The organism is Thiocapsa sp. C2-2m (assembly GCF_041903745.1).
Lineage (GTDB): Bacteria > Pseudomonadota > Gammaproteobacteria > Chromatiales > Chromatiaceae > Thiocapsa > Thiocapsa roseilacustris.
The window spans coordinates 26,184-45,141 of the sequence record NZ_JBBWVD010000033.1; the positions used below are offsets into that span (position 1 = coordinate 26,184).

An 18,958-nucleotide genomic window follows, 5' to 3' on the forward strand; every position below is an offset into this window, starting at 1 on the left:
CCAACAGACTACGCATATCGCACCTGGCGCGGTTTAAGACGGTCGCGGATTCTCTGCACCGCTCCGCTAGCTTTTCGGCGGGATGTAACCCGCGGGCATCTCGGCGCCTTCGCCGAAGAAGTATTTGTCCATCTGCTCTTCGAGAAACTTGCGCGATTTGGGATCCATCGGGCTCAGACGGTTCTCGTTGATCAGCATGGTTTGGTGTCGAAGCCAGTCCTGCCAAGCCTGCTTGGAGACGTTGGCGTGGATGCGCTTGCCGAGCTCGCCCGGATAGGGCGCCCGATCCAAGCCCTCGGCCTCGCGGCCAAGCTTGACACAGTAAACCATGTGGGTCATGAGACGTCTCCGTGTGGTTGCGCAGGAACGGGCGGTTGCGCTCGGCCGGCTTGAAAGTGATCCAGGATCCCTTTGACAGGCGCAGGCGTGCCGAGAGCGGCGAGATCGGCCAGGTTCAGCCAGCGCCGATCGGCGTCGTCGGCAACCCGAGAGGGCGTCACTTCGAGCTGCACGAGCGCGATCCGGATATCGAGATGAAAGTGGGAGAAGGTGTGACGGCGTGCCCCGATCATTTCAACCCGCGCGGGCGGAACACCGAGGCGGGCGAGACACCAGTCGCGCGGATCGGCGCCCGGCGCAATCTCGGGCAGACTCCAGAGTCCGCCCCAGATCCCGCTCTTGGGCCGACGCTCCAGCAGGATCTCGCCGTCCGGATCGACGAGGAGCAGCATCAGGGTCTCGCGCTGCGGCGAGCTGCGGCGCGGACGCGGTGTCGGGAGCTCGGCCTGACGGCCCGAGCGGCGCGCGACACACCGCTCCGAGACCGGGCAGCGCTCGCAGGCCGGGGCACGACGCGTGCAGAGCGTGGCGCCCAGATCCATCATGCCCTGATTGTAGGCGCCGACCCGACTCGGCGGCGTGAGCTGTTCGGCCAGCGTCCAGAGCCGCTTGAGTACGGCGCTTTGGCCGGGCCAACCCTCGACCCCGAAGGCGCGCGCCAGCACCCGCTTCACGTTGCCGTCGAGGATCGGATGGGGTTGATCCAAGGCGAGCGAGAGCACCGCACCGGCCGTGGAGCGGCCGATGCCGGGGAGTGCGAGCAAGGGCTCGATCGTCACGGGGAAGACCCCGCCGTGCAGGTCGCGAATCAGACCGGCGGCACGATGGAGATTGCGGGCACGGGCGTAATAGCCGAGCCCGGACCAGAGGGCCATCAGACGATCCTCCGGCGCCTCGGCAAGTTCCGCCACCGTCGGAAACTGCGCGACGAAACGCTCGAAATAGGGGATCACGACCGCGACCTGCGTCTGCTGGAGCATGATCTCCGAGACCCAGACCCGGTATGGCGTCGGGTCGCGTTGCCAGGGCAGATCCTTACGCCCGTGCCGATCGAACCAGCCGAGCACGGCCTCCCCGAACCACTCCGAGGGGTCTGCACTCATGCACTCGCCCCGTCCTCGGTGCGCGAAGCCGGACGTACGGCCTTCACGATTCGGTCTCGGCGCGCGGCTGCCCGCAGTTCCAGCAGAGGTCGAAATCACCGTCCACCGACTCTCCGCAACCGCTGCAAAGCCAGGTCGCGGCATGGCTCGGACGCTGCGCATCGGCCTGAAACCGACCGAGAAGCTCCCGACCACGCTCCAGGTCGTCATCGTCGACGACCCAGAGCGTGGGGCCGATGTCGGCAGGCAAACCGCCCGCGGCACCCGAGAGATAGTCTCCCAAAATGACGGACTCCACGAGATGCCGATCCAAAAAGTCCAGCAGGAGCTGGGCCTCGATGCGATCTCGAGCCTGATAGAGACGTTGCATGTGGCTAAGCCAACGGCACGATTGCCGCGGCAGAGGGGTGCGGAGCAGGGGAAGATGGAGCGGGTGATGGGAATCGAACCCACGCTATCAGCTTGGGAAGCTGAAGTTCTACCATTGAACTACACCCGCGTTGAGTTGTTAGTGTAGGCGCTGCACGCCGCGCAATCAAGATCGCGACCGGATTCGCCCCTGGTTAAACCGCGCCCAGCACCGTATGCGCTGTTTTTTGAATGGGATCGGTTCCGGCAGAGTAGAGGGTCGCTGGAGACCACACGGTCTAGATCAGGCATCCATCCCGTACATCTCCTCGATCGCGTCGCAATAGCGCGTGACGACCATGGCACGCTTGACCTTCATGGTCGGTGTCAGCAGTCCGTTGTCGATGGACCAAGGCTCAAGCGTCAGGGTCGCGCGTCGGATCTTGGCATACCCCGGAAAATCGTGGAGTGCCGAGCGGATCCGCTTGAGGATTAGTCTGTTGAGATGAGGATCGCGCAGACTTTCCGGGCGCTCGGGATCCAGACGATGCTCACGCGCCAACCCCGGCCAGAGATCTGCATTCAACACCAGCAACACTGTAAGATAGGAGTGCCCCTCGCCGAGTACAACCACCTGCTCGAACAAAGGGTCCATTGAGATCGCCATCTCGAGGTCGGCGGGCGGGACCTTCTCGCCGTTGGACAAGACCAAAATGTCCTTGAGACGTCCGGTGATGTAGATGTGTCCGTGCTCCAGACGCACCTGATCGCCGGTGTGCAGCCAACCATCCTGTGTTAGTACCCGAGCGGTGGCCGCGTGGTTGTTCCAATAGCCGAGCATCACGTTCTCGCCCTTCACGAGCAGCTCGTCCTGCGCCCCGATGCGCAACTGGAGCCCGCGCAGCGGCACACCGACGCTTTCCGGGAAATTGTCCTTGAGCGGATTGAAGCTGATGACGGGACTGGTCTCGGTCAAGCCGTAGCCCTGCAGCAGGGGCAGGCCCAGACCGATGAAGGTGTGCGCGACCGCGCACGGCAGGGGCGCACCGCCACTCACTGCGACACGCAGCTGTCCGCCGAGCTTGGCGAGGACTTGACCGGCGACCTTGCGGCGCAACAAAGGCCAAAGCAGCATTAAAGGGTGCCAGCCGCCGCGCCCTTGCTCACGCAGAAAGGACCGCCACCCCGCGGCGACGGCAAGCCGGAACAGCCACCGCGCCGGCACCGGGCGGGTCCGGAGCTGTTCCTGGATGCGCTGGTGGACCCGCTCGAAGACCCGAGGAACGGCGATGATGACGGTGGGGCGAATGCTCTGCATGTCCTCGGCGAGCTGCGCGACCGAGCGTGCAAAGGCGACCGTCGCCCCGGCCATCATCGGCAGATAATAGCCACCCGTGCGCTCCAGCATGTGCGACAGAGGCAGGAAGGAGAGAAACCGATCCTCCTGGTAGCAATCGATGACGGTCAATGCGCCGTGGGCGTTGGCCAGGATGTTGCGGTGGCTGAGCATGACACCCTTGGGGCGCCCGGTGGTGCCCGAGGTGTAGACGATGGTCGCCAGTGTATCCGGATCGCCGACACGCTGTCCAGGGTCCGGCGCCGCGTCCGGCAGCCAATCCTCGGCGACCAGGATCCGAGGATCCTCCGCCGCCAGCTCGCGCGCGGCGGGGCTCGGCTCAAGGATCACGACGCGCGTCGGAAATGGCGCATCACCGAGAACCTCGGCCAACCGCTTCCATCGCCCGGCATCGTGGATCAGCAACAGCTTGACCGCCGCATCCTGCAGGACATAGGCCGCGTTCTCCGCTCGGTCGTCCGTGTAGAGGGGCACCGTGACCAGCCCGAGCGACAGCACCGCCTGATCGAGCACCACCCAGTCGGGGCAGTTGCGCAGTAGGATGGCGACCCGGTCCCCGCTTTCGAGCGCCTCGCCCGCGAGAGCCCGATGCCATCGGGCCACCCGCTCGCTCGTCTCGGCCCAGGTCAGCTCGGCCCACCCGCCGTCGCGCTCGAAATGGCGATAGGCGACCCGCGTCGGCGAGCGTTTGACGCGTTGAACGAAGAGCCCGTCCAGGGTCTTGGCATGGTCGATCGGGATCAGGTCCTCGGACCATCGGCTCACGGGGTTCTCCTCCTGGTCTCGCCGACCTATGCAGAGAGGCGGCGTCTCGATTCTCCGGCGCGGGCCCGCAATCGGGACATGGACGCCCGCATCGGGACGGGCGAGCAGGGCCGGATGATTGTTGTTCGCCCTATTGTCACTGTGCAGCGCCTCCTGTACCAGTATCGACTTCGACGTCGGAGGGCAACGCGTACGGGGCGAGATCGGATAATCGCCGACAAGCCCGAAGCCTCTGGTATCTTCGTGCCTTGGTCGCGGCAGCCTGCTGCGGCCGCTGCGCCGGTGACGCGCCGCCCGGCTACAAGACCCGGAAAAACCATTAACTACCTTGTTTTACAGACAAATTCTGTTAATATAAGTAAAACCTAATGCTTTAGAGGACCGCCACCATGCCCCTCGTCCACTGGCTCATACCGGCCCTCGCCGGCCTCGCGGCGCTTGCGGCGCCGACCCTTCATGCCGCCGAGACCGCCGCGCTGGACACCGCGCCTGCCAAGTACCAAACCCTGCCGCGCGAGTATCGACTGGACGGGGTCGTCGAGGCCATCAATCGCACCACCGTCTCGGCGCAGACCACGGGACAGGTCCAAGAGATCCTGTTCGATGTCGAGGATTTCGTCGAGAAGGACGCGATCGTCGCCCGCTTGAAGGATACCGAGCACCGCGCACGGGTGGCCCAAGCCGCCGCCGATTTGAGGTCCGCCTCGGCGCGATTGGAGCAGACGCAGGAGGAATACACGCGCGTCCTCGGTCTGTTCGAGAAAAAGAATGTCTCCGAGTCCGCCATGGACCAAGCGAAGGCGGATCTTGCCGCGGCCCAAGCCGAGCTCGAATCCGCCACCGCGCGGCTCGAGCAGGCGCAGGAGCAGTTGGAGTACACCCAAATCCGCGCCCCTTACTCGGGCATCGTCACCCATCGCCACATCGAGGTCGGCGAGACGGCGAGCCCCGGTCAGCAGGTCATGAGCGGGATCTCGCTCGATCAGCTGCGTGTGATTGTCGACGTCCCTCAAAGCGTCATTCCGTCGGTGCGCGATGGCGGGACCGCTCGTGTCTATCTGGGCCCCGAGAAGATCGTGCAATCGGATCAGCTCACCATCTTCCCGTTCGCGGACATGGGCTCCAACACCTTTACCGTGCGGCTCGATCTTCCGGAAGGCACGAAGGGTCTCTTTCCCGGCATGTTCGTGAAGACCGCCTTCGAGATCGGGGCCAAACAGGAGCTGACGATCCCGTCGAAGGCCGTTGTGCATCGCTCGGAGGTCACCGCCGTCTATGTGGTGGACGATGATGGGCGAGTCGGATTTCGCCAGATCCGGCTCGGACGCGCCGTCGACGGCGGCATCGTCGTGCTTGCCGGGCTCGGCGAAGGCGAGCGGGTCGCGCTCGACCCGATCGCCGCGGGCGTCGCCCTGAAGTCGCAGTCGAGCGTCGGCGCCGAGGCAGGACAAGACCATGGCTGAGCAGCTCGGCATCTCGGGCAGCATCGCCCGGCGTTTTCAGAACACCGAGATCACGCCGCTTCTGGCCATCGTCGGCCTGCTGCTCGGCTTGTTCGCGATCCTCGTGACGCCGCGCGAGGAAGAGCCGCAGATCAACGTCACCTTCGCGGACATCTTCATCCCCTTCCCGGGCGCCTCGGCAAGCGAGGTGGAGCACCTGGTCGCCGGACCGGCCGAGCAGGTCTTCTCCGAGATCAAGGGGATCGAGCACGTCTTCTCGGTGTCGCGCCCCGGCATGGCCGTGGTGACCGTCCAGTACAGGGTCGGCGAAGACAACACGGACGCCGTGGTGCGGCTCTTCAGCAAGGTACTCGCCAATCAGGACTGGCTGCCGCCGAACCTGGGTGTCGGCACCCCGATTGTCAAACCGAAGGGGATCGACGATGTTCCCATCATCACCGCGACACTCTGGTCCAAAGACCCGGACGTCGGCGCCTTCGAGCTGGGGCAGGTCGCCCACGCCCTTGAGCAGGAAATCAAGCGCGTCCCCGGCACGCGCGACGTTTACACGGTCGGCGCGCCGTCCCAGATCGTGCGCGTGCGGTTGGACCCCCAAGCGCTTGCCGGCTACCAAATCGACCTGAGCGATCTACGACGTTCCCTGCAGGCGGGCAATGTCATCAGGGACAACCTCACGGTGACCGCCGACAACGAGGAGATCCTTGTCCAGGCCGGCACCTTCCTCACCTGCCCTGAAGAGCTTCACCAGCTGGTCGTCGGCCTGCACGGCGGGCGACCCGTCTATCTCAGCGATGTGGCGACCCTGGAACGCGGCCCCGAACAACCTTCAGCCTATGTGCGAATGGGTTCCGGCGCGGGCGCGGTCCACACGGATCTCGACCTGTCCGGCAGCACCCCGGCCGTCACCATCGCGGTGGCCAAACAGGAGGGTGTGAATGCCGTCGCGGTGGCCGAGCAGGTCATCGAGCGTTTCGCGCAGCTCGAAGGGACCTTCATCCCAGACAACGTCCAGGTCACGGTCACCCGCAACTACGGCGCCACGGCCGACTACAAGGCGCAGAAGCTGATCACCAAGCTGGTCTTCGCGACCGCCTCGGTGGTGCTGCTGGTCTGGCTTGCCATCGGCTGGCGCGAGGCCCTCATCGTCGGCGCGGCCGTGGTTGTGACCCTGGCCCTGACGCTCTTCGCCTCTTGGGCGTGGGGCTTTACGCTCAACCGGGTCTCGCTGTTCGCGCTCATCTTCTCCATCGGCATCCTGGTCGATGACGCCATCGTGGTGGTGGAGAACATCCACCGACACATGGCGATGAGCAAGGCCAAGCTGCTCGACCTCATGCCCAAGGCGGTCGACGAGGTCGGCGGACCGACCATCCTCGCGACCTTCACCGTCATCGCCGCGCTGCTGCCGATGGCCTTCGTCAGCGGACTGATGGGGCCCTACATGAGCCCGATCCCCATCAACGCCTCGATGGGGATGCTGATCTCGCTGGTCGTCGCCTTCGTCTTCACGCCCTGGATGGCGAACGCCATGCTCGGCAAACGCCACGCCGCCGGCGCCGCACATGCGCAGCATGGCGACGATCCGGATGCGGCCCATGCGGGCGGGCGTCTCGACCGCCTGTTCAACACCGTCATCGGGCCTTTCCTGGTCGGGCGTAAAGGGATCCTCAACCGCTGGCTGCTGCTGGCCGGGATCCTGGTCCTGATTGCGGGCTCGATCTTGCTCGTCACCAGCCGGGTCGTGATCCTCAAGATGCTGCCCTTCGACAACAAGAGCGAGTTTCAGGTCGTGCTCGACATGCCGGAAGGGACCAGCCTGGAGCAAACGGCGCGGGTGCTGGGCGAGATGGGCGATTTTCTGGCCGGCGTCGACGAGGTCACCGACTTCCAGATCTATGCCGGCACGGCCGCGCCCATCAACTTCAACGGCTTGGTGCGCCAGTACTATCTGCGCGAGGGCGCGCACCTTGGCGATATCCAGGTCAACCTCGTCGACAGCCATCACCGCGATCTTCAGAGCCACGCGATCGCCGCCGGCATGCGCGCGCCGCTGCAGGAGATCGCCTTGCGGCACGGCGGCAACGCCAAGATCGTCGAGATCCCGCCCGGCCCGCCGGTGCTCTCGCCCTTGGTCGCGGAGATCTACGGGCTGGACTACGACGGACAGATCCGCGTCGCCCGCGAAGTCCGCGAGGTCTTCGCGTCCACGACGGACATCGTCGATGTCGACGACTCGGTCGAATATCCGTCGCGCAAGCTGGTCGTGGTCGTGGATCGCACCAAGGCATCGCGCTTGGGCGTGCCGCAAAGTACCGTCGCTCAAGCGCTGTCCACGCTCATCGACGGCGAGGACATGAGCTATCAGCACTGCGCCAACGTCAAATATGCCGTGCCGATCCGCGTCGAGTTGAGCGAGGCCGACAAGGCCGACCTGGATCAGGTGCTGGCGTTGCGGGTGCTCTCGATGTCGGGTGCACTGGTGCCTCTGTCCGAGATCGTCGAGGTCCAGGAGACCGAGCGTACGCACAGCATCTATCACAAGGATCTGATGCCCGTGGTCTATGTCACCGCCGATATGGCCGGCGAGACCGACAGCCCGCTCTACGGGATGTTCGAGATCTCGGATCGGCTCGCCCAAGAGCAGGGCCTGGAGCAGTGGTTCATCCAGCAACCGGCCAACCCCTACGAGTTCAGCCTCAAGTGGGACGGCGAGTGGCAGGTGACCTACGAGACCTTCCGCGACATGGGCATCGCCTACGGGGTCGGACTGCTCCTCATCTATCTGCTGGTGGTCGCCCAGTTCCGCAGCTATCTGGTACCGCTGGTCATCATGGCGCCGATCCCGCTGACGATCATCGGCATCATGCCCGGCCATGCGCTCTTGGGTGCACAGTTCACGGCGACCTCCATGATCGGCATGATCGCGCTCGCCGGCATCATCGTGCGCAACTCGATCCTGTTGGTCGACTTCATCAATCAGCAGGTGCGCGAGGGCAAAGGGTTCGAGGAGGCTGTCATCAACTCGGCCGTGGTGCGCGCCAAGCCGATCGCACTGACCGCCGCAGCGGCCATGGCAGGGGCGCTCTTCATCCTGGATGACCCCATCTTCTCGGGGCTCGCGGTGTCGCTGCTCTTCGGTCTGTTCGTCTCGACCGTCTTGACCCTGGTCGTTATCCCGGTGGTTTATTACGGCGTGATGCGCAAGCGCGTGGAGTGGATCCGGACCGCGACGGGCTGATCCTATCGGAAAAAGGGTCGGGATCCGGGGCGTCCTGCCCCGGATCCCGATCTATTCGAAATATCTGCTCAATCTCCCCGAAGCAGGATTACGGCCGCACCATCCGTCCGCTCGATCCGCAAGCTCAGCTCCATATAGCCGTTCACGCTTAAGGGCTCGTCGCCGCAGCTGCAGCCGCCGACGATCTCGGTAAAGAACACACCGACCGCGACCTCGATCCGTTCGACATCGGCGCGACTCGACAAGAGGGTCAACCCGAGGCTCGCGGGATCGATCAGGCCGCCCTGCTCGCCCGCAATCGGCAGAACCCCTTCCGGCAGGGCCAGAAGCTCGCCCCTCAAGACCGCGGCAAAGGCCGGGGTTCCGAAGGCGCCGACCGAATCGACGAGCTTGAAGGCCGACCGAGACATCTCATCGCGGGACCGACGCTCGCCCGACACGGATCAGGACATCGCCAAGCCGGCAAGATCATCCGGCAGATGGATCCGCAGCCAGTCGAGGATCTCGTGGCGAGACCGCGCACCGCTGAAGCGTGCCAGCTCGGCACCGCGATAGAAGAGGATCACGGTCGGGAAGCCGCGCAGCTTGTACTGCCCTGCGAGCTTCATGTTCTCGCCCTCGTCGACCTCGATCTTGGCGAGACGAATCCGCCCGTCGAGATCTGCGACGACCCGCCCCAGGTGAGGCGCCAAGGCATGACAGGGCGCGCACCAATCGGCCCAGAAGTCCACCAGTACTGGTCGAGCCTCGGACGTGTCGATGACCTCGCGTTGAAAGCCGTCGAGATCGACGTCGAAGAGATGTGTAGACGGGTCGCCCGGGCTTGTCATGGAGAGCTTGTCCTTGTCGTTTTCAGTCTTCGAATCACCTGCGCCGCTACTCGGTCGGCGCCCACAGGTCGCTCAGGGCGATCGTCACCGCATCGAACGGCGTGACCGACACCGAGGCGCCGCCCGCGAACCGCCCGATCTTGCGCCAGTCGCCGCCCTCAAGGGCATAGGCTTCAAGCGTATGCGCTCGGGGATCGATCAACCAGGCGTAGGCGACCCCGAAGTGCGCGTAGATCGGCATCTTCACCTCGCGATCCTTGCTCTCGGTGGAGGGCGACAGGATCTCGCAGACCCAGTCCGGCACCACGGTGAAGCGATGATCCTGCGGAATCCGCGGCAATCGGTTGCGCCGCCAACCGGCCAGGTCAGGCACGTCGACCTCGGTGTCGTGGATGAAGTGCAGTTCGGGCTCGTCGATGATCCACCAGCCACCCGGGCCACCTCGCCCTCTTTGAAACGGGCCGAACAGCTCGTAGCCCAAAGCCGACGCAGTCACCAGGTGCGTACCACTCGGGCGCGGCTGGGTGTAGAGCTGGCCATTGAGAATCTCGCCCGTCAACCCTTCGGGCAGGGCTTCAAGCTGTTCGTAGAGTGTCGGGCGGACCTTCTGGTACGCGGACATGGCTCGGACTCCCATAACGGATTCATCGGTGAAGCATACTCGCCCGCCTGAAACTGTGCGGCTTTGGCGCAGGCTATCTCGGCGTTGAGTCATATGGTGATGCAGCCGCTGCACTGGAGCCATCCGAGCGCCTGAGCTATTGTAACGGCCCTGAGCGCCGGGGTGGTCCCGGCCGCGCCGGAGCCGACCCCGAGGCCATCCCATGCCCGATCGTGACACCCATCGTGCCGCCTTCCCCATCACCCGCATGCGCCGGATGCGGCGCGACGCCTTCTCGCGTCGCATGATGCGCGAGACCACCCTGACACCGGATGACCTCATTTATCCGGTCTTCGTGCTGGAAGGCTCCGGGCAGCGCGAGTCGGTCGCCTCCATGCCGGGGGTCGAGCGTCTGAGCATCGATCTCCTGGTGGAAGATGCGATCGCAGTCCAGCGCCTCGGCATCCCGGCCATGGCGCTCTTCCCGGTGACCCCGCCGGAGGTCAAGTCGCTCGATGCGCGCGAGGCGTTCAATCCCGCCGGTCTCGCCCAACGTGCCGTGCGAGCGCTGAAGGCCGCGGTGCCGGATCTCGGGATCATCACCGACGTAGCCCTCGACCCCTTCACCACGCACGGTCAGGACGGTCTGATTGACGAGACCGGCTACGTCATGAACGACGAGACGGTCGAGGTGCTGGTCCGCCAGGCGATCTCGCACGCCGAGGCCGGTGCCGACATCGTCGCACCCTCGGACATGATGGACGGGCGGATCGGCGCCATCCGTACCGCGCTGGAGGCCGATGGCCACATCCACACCCGCATCCTCGCCTACTCTGCCAAGTATGCATCCGCCTACTACGGCCCCTTCCGCGACGCCGTCGGCTCGGCCGGCAACCTGGGCTCGGGCAATAAATACAACTACCAGATGGACCCTGCGAACTCGGACGAGGCCCTGCACGAGGTCGCCCTAGACCTCGCCGAAGGCGCCGACATGGTCATGATCAAGCCCGGCATGCCGTATCTCGATATCGTACGACGCATCAAGGACCAGTTCGGCGCGCCGACCTTCGTCTACCACGTGAGCGGTGAATACGCGATGCTCAAGGCCGCCAGCATGAACGGCTGGCTCGACGAGCGCGCCGTCGTGCTGGAAGCCATGGTCTCGATGAAGCGCGCCGGTGCCGACGGTATCCTCACCTATTACGCGAAGGACGTTGCCCGCTGGCTTGGCCGTTAGGACGCCGTCGGCCATGTAGGGGCGACTTTAGTCGCCCAGGCCCGATGGCGACTCCTCTACCCGAAATCGCAAGAGCGCCGCTCGCTGGAGCCTGATGACCGGAAGCTCGCAGCCGACAGCTCCAGCCCGACTCACTCCAGAGGTCGCTACGCCCATGCCGGACCACTACGCCGTCATCGGCAACCCCATCGCCCACAGCAAGTCGCCGCTGATCCATGCCGCCTTCGCACGCGCGACCGGCCAGGATCTCGACTACGGGCGCATCCTCGGCGATCCGGATGATTTCCCCGGCGAGGTCCGGCGTTTCCTCGCGAGCGGCGGTCGCGGACTCAACGTCACGGTGCCCTTCAAAGAGGCGGCTTGGGCGCTCGCAGACGAGCGCTCGCAGCGGGCCGAGATCGCCGGTGCGGTCAACACCTTAATTCTGCTCGACGACGACAGACTCCGCGGCGACAACACCGACGGGGTCGGCCTCGTCCGCGATCTTGCCGAGAATCACGGTTTTTGCTTCCCGGGCACACAAGTCCTGCTGCTCGGGGCCGGCGGTGCGGCGCGCGGCGTGCTGGTGCCGCTGCTCGAGAGCGGACTCGCGCGCCTCGTCATCGCCAACCGAACCTCCGGCAAGGCCCGGCAGCTTGCCGATCTCGGCGCCCCCTTCGGACCTGCACAGGCACGCGGCTTCGATCAGTTGGAGGGCGAGCGGTTCGACCTCATCATCAATGCGACATCGGCCGGCTTGAGCGACGCCGTCCCTGCCATCCCCGAAGACTGTCTCGCCTCGGGCGGCTGGACCTACGATATGCTCTACGCCGACACGCCGACCGCCTTCCGTCGTTGGGGACAAAGACACGGCGCCGCCCGGTCGCTCGATGGATTGGGTATGCTCATCGAGCAGGCGGCCGAATCCTTTTGGTTGTGGCGCGGCGTTCGTCCGGATACCGCAGCCGTCATCGCAATGCTTAGACACCCGGAGTAAGGATGATGAAGACCGCCGTGTTGGGCCTGGGTCTGATGGGTTCGGAGATCGCCCTGAGGCTAAAGCGCCAGGGGCGGGAGGTCATCTGCTGGAACCGAGGCCAAGCCAATCGCGACGCGGCGTCGCGCCGTGGACTCGACCTCGCGCTGACACCCGCCGAGGCCGTCGCCGCCGCCGAGCGGATCCTTCTCGTTCTGAGCGACGCGGCGGCAATCTCCGACACCCTTTTCGATCCGACCAATCCGATCGCGTTGCGTGGTCGCGTCCTCATCCAAATGGGCACCATCGCACCCGCCGAAAGCCGAGCGATCGCCGAACAAGTCGCCTCGCTCGGCGGCAACTACCTCGAAGCACCGGTGCTCGGCAGTCTGCCCGAGGCACGCGAGGGCACCCTGATCCTTATGGCCGGCGGCGACCGGGATCTCTTCGAGCGCTGTCGCCCCCTCCTGCGCGACCTCAGCCGCGACCCCCAGTGGATCGGCCCGGTCGGACAAGCCGCCGCTCTCAAGCTCGCCATGAACCAGCTGATCGCCGGGCTGACCGCCAGCTTCGCGACAAGCCTCGCCTTGGTCCGCCGCGAGGCCATCGATGTCGAGCAGTTCATGACCCTGCTGCGCGGCAGCGCACTCCATGCCAAGACCTTCGACAAGAAGCTCGGCAAATATCTGAGCCACGACTACTCCGGTGCGAGCTTCCCGCTCAAGCACCTGCTCAAGGATGTGCGACTCTTCGCGCGCGTCGGCGAAGCCGCAGGCTTAGACACCCGAGTGATCACGGCGATCGAGGCGGTCTGCGCCGACGCGGTGGCCGCGGGTCTTGCCGATCAGGACTACTCCGCGCTCTACGAGGTGGTGAGCGCATCGACACCATCGAAGGGGTAACCGACGGCAGCGCCACACGAACCCTCGGGGCAAAGAGCGCGGAGGCTCGGCACCGGCACACGGTTCGCAACCACCCGCCGCGCTACGGATTTTCGGATTACAGGTTGCACGAACCCGATTTCCGACGACATCCATTCCTGTAGGTTGTGCTGACGATAGGAAGCACAACGTCCACCGTCGGTTGGTTGTGCCTCGCACGGCTCGGCACAACCTACGGCCCTCGGACAGTGCGGGATGCGTTGAGCCCAGCGAACCGCCTCCGACACAGCGATCGCGATCCTCCCGACCACATCACACCTTGCAAGGCGTCAGAATCCCATGGAGCTCCCCTTCACCCACAAACCCGGTCGGCGCGAGCGTCATTTGAGGCGCCGACACGAGAACCCGCTCTTCGCCTGGCCGCCGCAAGAGATCCCGCCCGAGGATCTGCTCGCCGCCCAACGGGCGGATCACGAGGAGATGGAAGCCTTCCGGACGGACTTTCGCGCACTCGTCCAAAAGGCCGTCGAGCTGCCGCCGGACGCCGGCAGCGAGATCGTCCTGGGTCTCAAGGAAGCGTTGGAGCGGCACTACGAGCAGTCATTCGGGCTGCCGGAGACCCACACCGAGGAACGCACGGCGATCCGTAAGCTCATCGCCCTCATTATGCAGGCCGTCAAGCGCGCAGCGGGTGTCGATCCGCTCGCCGGACAGGAGCTTGCCGAAGAGGAAGAGGCCCGCGAGATCCATTTTCGCCTGCTCGAGCATCCACTGGTGGCCGATCTGCTCCATCCCGAGTCGCCGATCGGACCGAACCAGCTCGCCCCGGCCGTCCTCTCGGCGACGCTCGAGGAGGTCGCCGCGGTGTTGCAGATCCTCGACCCCGAGCTATGCGCCGAGCTCGCGGATCAGGCGATCCGTCTGCTCGAAGAACGTGCCGCGCACGGCGTCGATGTCGCGCCGGCCCGCCAGCGTCTCGCCTTGCTCCTCGCCGGTGTCGGGATCGAGGACGCACCGCGCCATTGAGCCCGATGCCTTGGTCATAACCCGTTACCACATGGGCGGCCGACTGCGTCGTCAGGCCATCTTGGCCTGACAGAGGGCTGGAAGCCCTGACTACGCACGATTCGTCAGCGACTGGCCGGGACGATGATCAAGGCTAGCCCGGAGAAAGGCGCGGCCGAAGCCTCAATCCTCGCCGCTCGCTCCGGGCGAATCGGCATAGATAGCAGCCATCTTCCCCGCCTGCGCCGCCACCACATGGCGCAAGTCGGGCGGGGAGACCACCTCCAGATTGTCCCCCGCCCCGAGCAACCAGCGCAGCAGCTGCCCCGTGGAGGGGACCCGCGCCGACACCCGCAGATCGAACGCGGAGCCCTCCGGCTCGTCCTCGAACCACTGGCCGGGCTCAAGCGGACAGGCCGTCAACACCGTGGTCAGATACCCGCGGACCCGCAGCTCCAGATCGATCAGCTCGCCTCGACCGAAATCCGCCTGACCGCGCGCGATGGCCTGGTCCAGGTCGAACCCCGCGGCGGCCCGCGCGGGCGTGTCGCTCACGACCTCCGCCCGCACCATCCGGTGCAGGGCATAGAGCCGCAGCGGCGCGTCCTCGTCGTTCTTCAGCGCAAAGAGATAGGGGATCGGGCCGCGCTGAAGGAGCGCCTGCGGATGGATGCGCGCCGGTGCGCACAAGTCTTCGGCGTTGCGATAGGTGACATCCAGCGCACGGCCTTGCGCCAAGGCATCGATGACCGCGCTCAACACCTTCGGGTGGAGCTCCACGGGTTGCAGCCGCAGCGTATCCGGAACGATCCGCAGCCGGGTGCGATCCAGCACCGGACCTTCGACCTCGGTGAGCACGCGCTGCCAGAACCGATCGAGCTGGCGCATGGGCACATACTCGGCGATCAGGTCGCGGACCTGCTGCAGCGCGAACTGCAGGACCGGCGGGTCTTCGTTCACGTCATCCGTCAGGCGCCGATAGCGCAGCGGCTTGCCGCCGGGATTGACCGCCTCGATCCGCCCCTCCTTCACCAACTCGTCCAGATCGCGCTGCAGTGCGCGCCGACGCGCCTTCTCGTTCTGCGCGCCGTAGGCATCGCCGATGATTGCGAGCAGACGCGCGCCGTCCGGACAGGACTCGACGAAGGACACGTCCCGCGGCAGCAGAAACTCCAAGCGATCGAGACGGGCGACACGGGTGGTGTGGATTGCGCTCATGTGCCGAGTGTACGACAGGGTGTGACGCATGCCCATGGTTAAATGGATCTTGTCGCCGAATCCGCCCCACCGACGAGGTCTCCATCATGTCCCGACACGACCGCTCTCTCTCCTCGCGCGAGCTGCTCGCCCGCATCGGTCTGAGCGACGAGCATCCGCATGACCTGCTCGACAACGAGCCGCTCGACGATCTCGGCGGCGACATCGGCGCGGCACTCGCCGCCCGCTGCCGCGCCTTCCAGGAGCGTCACACCTTCGCGGTCGGCGATCTGGTGACCTGGAAAACGGGGCTGAAGAACCGCCGTATCCCGCGCTACGGTCAGCCCGCCGTGGTCATGGAGGTGCTGGATCCGCCCGTCGTCGACGGCGAGCGCGAGTCCGGGAGCACCTATTTCAACGAGCCGCTCGACCTGGTCCTCGGCCTCTTCATCGACAGCGGCCCGGCACGCGGCGAGCTGCTGACCTGGCACTTCGACGGTCGCCGCCTGCAACCCTGGACGCGGGAGGACTGAGCATGCCCCAACCCCGCACACTCTGGCGCAAGGACTTCGCCGCCGTGCCGGCCTCGGCGCGGCGGGCCGCGTGCTATGCCCTGCGACTGGTTCGCGCGTATCCCAAACTCGACGACCGATCCACGCTCGGCGCGCTCTGGACCCTGTGTCTGCCGCTGTTCGAGCCCGAGCAGGTGGCGGCCTTCCTGGCCAACGCCGTCGGTCGCGACCCGGACGACGCCTGGGCGGACGCCGACGACGACGCCGTGCAACCGGCCGACGATGCCGTCCTACGCGGGCGTCTGCGTCGGCTGCTCCAACGCATCCCGCGCAGCCTCCTGACCCGTCTGGCGTCAGCCGATGCGGCGGAGCCGGCGATACCCGCACTCGCGATCCTCGGCGAGAGTCTCGGACTGGATCCCACCGACCTGCAGATCCTCGCCTATCTCGTCGAGTGCGACGTCCACGAGCCGCTGCGGTTCGTCCTGCGTCGCTACGAGCAGGCCACCGCGCGCATCAATCGGCCGCGCCTGAGCGCGGCCCTCGCGATCCCCGAGCGCACCCTGCGCGAGGCCCTGACCCGCCAAGCCCCGCTGCGTCGCCTCGGTCTGCTCGACTACACGGGCGATCCCTGCGACCTGGAGGACTTCGTCCGCCCGACCAGCCTGCTGCGCGAGCTGATCGATGCCGAGCCGACGGATGCGGAGGCACTCCTCGCCATCCTGATCGAGCCGGCACCCCCCGCCGTCTGGCCGCCGAGCGCCTTTCCCCATCTCGCCGACGCCCTCGCGCACCTGCAAGCGATCCTCGGACGCGCCGCGACGACCGGCGCCGTCGGCGTCAACGCCCTGCTGCACGGCGCGCCCGGTACCGGCAAGACCGAGCTCGCCCGCACCCTGGCCGACGCCTGCGGGCTGCGCGCCTTCCAGGTGCGCAGCGCCGACGAGGACGGCGACGGACTCTCGCGCAAGGGCCGTCTCTCGGCCTATCTGCTCGCCCAACGCCTGCTCGAACGGCGTCGCGATGCCCTCCTGATCTTCGACGAGGTCGAGGACGTCTTCGAGACCGACGACGACTTTATCGCCTTGCTGCGCGGTCGGGCCGGTTCGGGACACCAGAAGGGCTGGATGAACCGCACTCTGGAAGACAACCCGGTCCCCGCGATCTGGATCACCAACAGCACCGACGGCATGGATCCGGCCTTCCTGCGCCGCTTCCTCCTGCCGCTCGCCTGCACCACCCCGCCGCGCTCGGTGCGCCGACGCATCGCCGAGTCACACCTCGGCGACTGCGGCCTGCCGCCGGCCCTGCTCGATGCACTGGCCGACGATGCCGCCCTGGCCCCGGCACAGTTGGGCGCCGCGCGCCGCCTGCTCGAGCTGCGCCCCGACACGGCCCCCGAGCCGACCGTGCGCCACGGCCTCGCCGCGATGCGCAGCCTCCTGCACGGCGCCCCGACCCCGCCGCGGCGCCGCCCCGGCATCGCCTTCGACGTCGCCTTCCTCAACCTCGCCGGCGGCATCGCCCCGAGCGCCATCGTCCAGGCACTCGATCGCACCGGCCACGCCAGCCTCTGCTTCTACGGCCCGCCCGGCACCGGCAAGACCGCCTTCGCCGAGATCCTCGCCGAGGCGCTGGATCGCGAGCTGATCGCCCGCCGCGCCTCCGATCTCATATCCCCCTACCTCGGCGAGACCGAGCAGAACCTCGCCCGGCTCTTTCGCGACTGCGACCCCGCCCACAGCCTGCTGCTGCTCGACGAGGTCGACAGCTTCCTCGGCGACCGACGCGAGGCCCGCTACAGCTGGGAGCGTACCCAGGTCAACGAGCTGCTCCAGCAGATGGAGCAGTACCCCGGCATCTTCGTCGCTGCGACCAACCTCATGTCCGGGATCGATCCCGCCGCGCTGCGGCGGTTCGACTTCAAGCTGCATTTTCGGGCGCTCGCACCGGCACAACGGCTTGCGCTCTTCGCGCGCGAGGCCCTCGGGGATGCCGCCGTCCCGGTTCCGGCCGATCTCGCGCGACACCTTGCGGCAATGGAGACACTCACGCCCGGCGACTTCGCGACCGTCGCTCGGCAGCGTACACTCCTCGGCGAGACGCTCACGCCGGAGCAGTTCCTGCGGCGGTTGTCCGGGGAGTGTCGGATGAAGGGGGAAGCTCGCCCGAGCGTGGCCTGACATCCGTGGGGAGCGGGAGCCCATCGTCACGATCAAGCGGGATCATGTCGGCGTGGAGCAGATCTCCGCAGCCGAATGTCGGACCCGACAGGTTCCGAGATGGGCGTGGCAACGGCCTCGACCATTAGACACGCGCCCCAAACCTGAAAGAACTCGTGACATCCGCTCCGCGGTGTCACGCATGCCCATGGCGCTCTGCGCCACGTGCCACAAAGGACGGAGAGTCACGAATGATGTCTCGGCAACCAAACCAACAACCGGAGAATGACGGCGATAAGACAGCACGCACGCGTAACCGGTCATCGACAATCAATCGATAAGAGTGCCTTACGATGAACGAAAACCAACTGTTGGAACGCATTACGGTCAATCCAGCCATCTTCGGCGGTAAACCGATCATCCGCGGCCGTCGACTGGCAGTAGAGCATGTCCTGGGAATGCTTGCGGCCGGTGATGATTTCGAGACCCTTATCGAAGGCTATCCCTGGTTGGAGCAGGAGGACATCCTCGCCTGTTTGGCTTATGCACATCGGTTGGTTGAGCATGAACGGATCGAGCCACTGATCGTCAACGCAGCGGCATGAAGCTCTTGCTGGATACCTGCGTCTGGGGCGGGGCGACCGCGGTCTTGACCGCGGCCGGGCACGATGTGCGCTGGATGGGTGAGACCGATCCGGACCCGGGAGACGAGGAGATCATGCGCAACGCTTATGACGAAGGCTGTGTTCTGATCACCCTTGATAAAGACTTCGGCGAGTTGGCCATTGTCTACGGCAAACCGCATCGCGGCATCGTCCGGCTGGTCAACATCCCTGGTCGCCAGCAGGCGCAATACTGCGTGACTGTGCTGGAACGCTTCGAGCTTGAGCTTGCCCTTGGCGCTATACTGACAGTCACGTCGGATCGGGTCCGGATTCGGCCCGCGGATTAAAACGTGCAGGGAG

Annotated in this window: 18 protein-coding genes and 1 tRNA gene; 10 read left to right on the plus strand and 9 right to left on the minus strand. The window is 65.9% G+C overall.

Features of this window, described 5'->3' with window-relative positions; genetic code table 11:
• Positions 1 to 66 precede the first annotated feature (66 nt).
• From AADX97_RS21970 to AADX97_RS21990, 5 genes are all read right to left on the minus strand, one after another.
• Positions 67 to 339 carry an oxidative damage protection protein gene (locus tag AADX97_RS21970; RefSeq protein ID WP_374235400.1) on the minus strand — a complete coding sequence of 91 codons (273 nt, stop codon included), beginning with the start codon at positions 337 to 339 and terminating at the stop codon, positions 67 to 69.
• A complete protein-coding gene (gene mutY, locus AADX97_RS21975) occupies positions 336 to 1,442 on the minus strand; it encodes an A/G-specific adenine glycosylase (protein WP_374235401.1) in 1,107 nt (368 codons plus the stop codon). Before mutY ends, AADX97_RS21970 begins: the two co-directional genes overlap by 4 nt.
• A 43-nt stretch (positions 1,443 to 1,485) precedes the next feature.
• Entirely contained in the window at positions 1,486 to 1,812 is a 327-nt protein-coding gene (locus AADX97_RS21980; RefSeq protein ID WP_374235402.1) for a DUF2007 domain-containing protein, read from the minus strand.
• Positions 1,813 to 1,867: 55 nt separating this feature from the next.
• Positions 1,868 to 1,941: transfer RNA gene (locus tag AADX97_RS21985), tRNA-Gly, on the minus strand.
• Positions 1,942 to 2,094: 153 nt separating this feature from the next.
• Positions 2,095 to 3,912, minus strand: a complete 1,818-nt coding sequence (locus AADX97_RS21990; RefSeq protein WP_374235403.1) for a long-chain fatty acid--CoA ligase — start codon at positions 3,910 to 3,912, stop codon at positions 2,095 to 2,097.
• A gap of 389 nt (positions 3,913 to 4,301) precedes the next feature.
• Here AADX97_RS21990 and AADX97_RS21995 point away from each other — a divergent pair, with 389 nt between their 5' ends.
• Both AADX97_RS21995 and AADX97_RS22000 read left to right on the plus strand, forming a co-directional pair.
• Positions 4,302 to 5,375, plus strand: coding sequence for an efflux RND transporter periplasmic adaptor subunit (locus tag AADX97_RS21995; RefSeq protein WP_374235404.1), 1,074 nt, complete (start codon positions 4,302 to 4,304; stop codon positions 5,373 to 5,375).
• Complete coding sequence (locus tag AADX97_RS22000) at positions 5,368 to 8,613, plus strand: efflux RND transporter permease subunit (RefSeq protein WP_374235405.1); 3,246 nt, start codon at positions 5,368 to 5,370, stop codon at positions 8,611 to 8,613. The genes AADX97_RS21995 and AADX97_RS22000 overlap by 8 nt, the downstream gene beginning before the upstream one ends.
• Positions 8,614 to 8,681: 68 nt before the next feature.
• Here AADX97_RS22000 and AADX97_RS22005 read toward each other — a convergent pair whose 3' ends face one another.
• The 3 genes from AADX97_RS22005 to AADX97_RS22015 are packed head-to-tail and all read right to left on the minus strand — an operon-like array spanning position 8,682 to position 10,065.
• Positions 8,682 to 9,023: a glucosamine--fructose-6-phosphate aminotransferase gene (locus tag AADX97_RS22005; RefSeq protein WP_374235406.1), complete on the minus strand. Its 342-nt coding sequence runs from the start codon at positions 9,021 to 9,023 to the stop codon at positions 8,682 to 8,684.
• A gap of 33 nt (positions 9,024 to 9,056) precedes the next feature.
• The gene (locus AADX97_RS22010) at positions 9,057 to 9,443 is read right to left on the minus strand and encodes a thioredoxin family protein (protein WP_374235408.1); all 387 of its coding nucleotides are present in this window, start codon (positions 9,441 to 9,443) and stop codon (positions 9,057 to 9,059) included.
• A gap of 46 nt (positions 9,444 to 9,489) precedes the next feature.
• Entirely contained in the window at positions 9,490 to 10,065 is a 576-nt protein-coding gene (locus tag AADX97_RS22015) for a Uma2 family endonuclease (protein ID WP_374235409.1), read from the minus strand.
• 202 nt (positions 10,066 to 10,267) lie between these two features.
• On the opposite strand from AADX97_RS22015, the gene hemB reads away from it, so the two are divergent.
• The 4 genes from hemB to AADX97_RS22035 all read left to right on the plus strand — a co-directional run bounded on the left by hemB (position 10,268) and on the right by AADX97_RS22035 (position 14,143).
• A complete protein-coding gene (hemB, locus tag AADX97_RS22020; RefSeq protein ID WP_374235410.1) occupies positions 10,268 to 11,281 on the plus strand; it encodes a porphobilinogen synthase in 1,014 nt (337 codons plus the stop codon).
• A gap of 154 nt (positions 11,282 to 11,435) precedes the next feature.
• Positions 11,436 to 12,257: a shikimate dehydrogenase gene (gene aroE / locus AADX97_RS22025; RefSeq protein WP_374235411.1), complete on the plus strand. Its 822-nt coding sequence runs from the start codon at positions 11,436 to 11,438 to the stop codon at positions 12,255 to 12,257.
• 5 nt (positions 12,258 to 12,262) lie between these two features.
• Complete coding sequence (locus AADX97_RS22030; RefSeq protein ID WP_374235468.1) at positions 12,263 to 13,138, plus strand: NAD(P)-dependent oxidoreductase; 876 nt, start codon at positions 12,263 to 12,265, stop codon at positions 13,136 to 13,138.
• A 318-nt stretch (positions 13,139 to 13,456) separates the two neighbouring features.
• Positions 13,457 to 14,143 carry a hypothetical protein gene (locus tag AADX97_RS22035; RefSeq protein ID WP_374235412.1) on the plus strand — a complete coding sequence of 229 codons (687 nt, stop codon included), beginning with the start codon at positions 13,457 to 13,459 and terminating at the stop codon, positions 14,141 to 14,143.
• A gap of 162 nt (positions 14,144 to 14,305) precedes the next feature.
• Here the strand turns inward: AADX97_RS22035 and AADX97_RS22040 are convergent, their stop codons facing one another.
• Positions 14,306 to 15,376: a helix-turn-helix transcriptional regulator gene (locus AADX97_RS22040; RefSeq protein ID WP_374239319.1), complete on the minus strand. Its 1,071-nt coding sequence runs from the start codon at positions 15,374 to 15,376 to the stop codon at positions 14,306 to 14,308.
• 50 nt (positions 15,377 to 15,426) lie between these two features.
• Here AADX97_RS22040 and AADX97_RS22045 point away from each other — a divergent pair, with 50 nt between their 5' ends.
• The 4 genes from AADX97_RS22045 (at position 15,427) to AADX97_RS22060 (ending at position 18,945) form a co-directional block, all read left to right on the plus strand.
• Positions 15,427 to 15,852 (plus strand): hypothetical protein, encoded by a 426-nt coding sequence (locus AADX97_RS22045; protein ID WP_374235414.1) that lies wholly within the window; start codon positions 15,427 to 15,429, stop codon positions 15,850 to 15,852.
• 2 nt (positions 15,853 to 15,854) lie between these two features.
• Positions 15,855 to 18,014: an AAA family ATPase gene (locus AADX97_RS22050; protein WP_374235415.1), complete on the plus strand. Its 2,160-nt coding sequence runs from the start codon at positions 15,855 to 15,857 to the stop codon at positions 18,012 to 18,014.
• A gap of 332 nt (positions 18,015 to 18,346) precedes the next feature.
• Entirely contained in the window at positions 18,347 to 18,598 is a 252-nt protein-coding gene (locus AADX97_RS22055) for a DUF433 domain-containing protein (RefSeq protein ID WP_374235416.1), read from the plus strand.
• Complete coding sequence (locus AADX97_RS22060) at positions 18,595 to 18,945, plus strand: DUF5615 family PIN-like protein (protein ID WP_374235417.1); 351 nt, start codon at positions 18,595 to 18,597, stop codon at positions 18,943 to 18,945. The genes AADX97_RS22055 and AADX97_RS22060 overlap by 4 nt, the downstream gene beginning before the upstream one ends.
• The last annotated feature ends 13 nt before the right edge of the window (positions 18,946 to 18,958 follow it).

Coding starts and splice junctions, on each gene's coding strand:
- AADX97_RS22015 (WP_374235409.1), bottom strand. CDS start 10,065: ATGTCCGCGTACCAGAAGGTCCGCCCGACACTCTACGAACAGCTTGAA.
- AADX97_RS22035 (WP_374235412.1), top strand. CDS start 13,457: ATGGAGCTCCCCTTCACCCACAAACCCGGTCGGCGCGAGCGTCATTTG.
- hemB (WP_374235410.1), top strand. CDS start 10,268: ATGCCCGATCGTGACACCCATCGTGCCGCCTTCCCCATCACCCGCATG.
- AADX97_RS22040 (WP_374239319.1), bottom strand. CDS start 15,376: ATGGGCATGCGTCACACCCTGTCGTACACTCGGCACATGAGCGCAATC.
- AADX97_RS22055 (WP_374235416.1), top strand. CDS start 18,347: ATGAACGAAAACCAACTGTTGGAACGCATTACGGTCAATCCAGCCATC.
- AADX97_RS22030 (WP_374235468.1), top strand. CDS start 12,263: ATGAAGACCGCCGTGTTGGGCCTGGGTCTGATGGGTTCGGAGATCGCC.
- AADX97_RS22000 (WP_374235405.1), top strand. CDS start 5,368: ATGGCTGAGCAGCTCGGCATCTCGGGCAGCATCGCCCGGCGTTTTCAG.
- aroE (WP_374235411.1), top strand. CDS start 11,436: ATGCCGGACCACTACGCCGTCATCGGCAACCCCATCGCCCACAGCAAG.
- mutY (WP_374235401.1), bottom strand. CDS start 1,442: ATGAGTGCAGACCCCTCGGAGTGGTTCGGGGAGGCCGTGCTCGGCTGG.
- AADX97_RS22010 (WP_374235408.1), bottom strand. CDS start 9,443: ATGACAAGCCCGGGCGACCCGTCTACACATCTCTTCGACGTCGATCTC.
- AADX97_RS22005 (WP_374235406.1), bottom strand. CDS start 9,023: ATGTCTCGGTCGGCCTTCAAGCTCGTCGATTCGGTCGGCGCCTTCGGA.
- AADX97_RS21995 (WP_374235404.1), top strand. CDS start 4,302: ATGCCCCTCGTCCACTGGCTCATACCGGCCCTCGCCGGCCTCGCGGCG.
- AADX97_RS21980 (WP_374235402.1), bottom strand. CDS start 1,812: ATGCAACGTCTCTATCAGGCTCGAGATCGCATCGAGGCCCAGCTCCTG.
- AADX97_RS21970 (WP_374235400.1), bottom strand. CDS start 339: ATGACCCACATGGTTTACTGTGTCAAGCTTGGCCGCGAGGCCGAGGGC.
- AADX97_RS22050 (WP_374235415.1), top strand. CDS start 15,855: ATGCCCCAACCCCGCACACTCTGGCGCAAGGACTTCGCCGCCGTGCCG.
- AADX97_RS22045 (WP_374235414.1), top strand. CDS start 15,427: ATGTCCCGACACGACCGCTCTCTCTCCTCGCGCGAGCTGCTCGCCCGC.
- AADX97_RS22060 (WP_374235417.1), top strand. CDS start 18,595: ATGAAGCTCTTGCTGGATACCTGCGTCTGGGGCGGGGCGACCGCGGTC.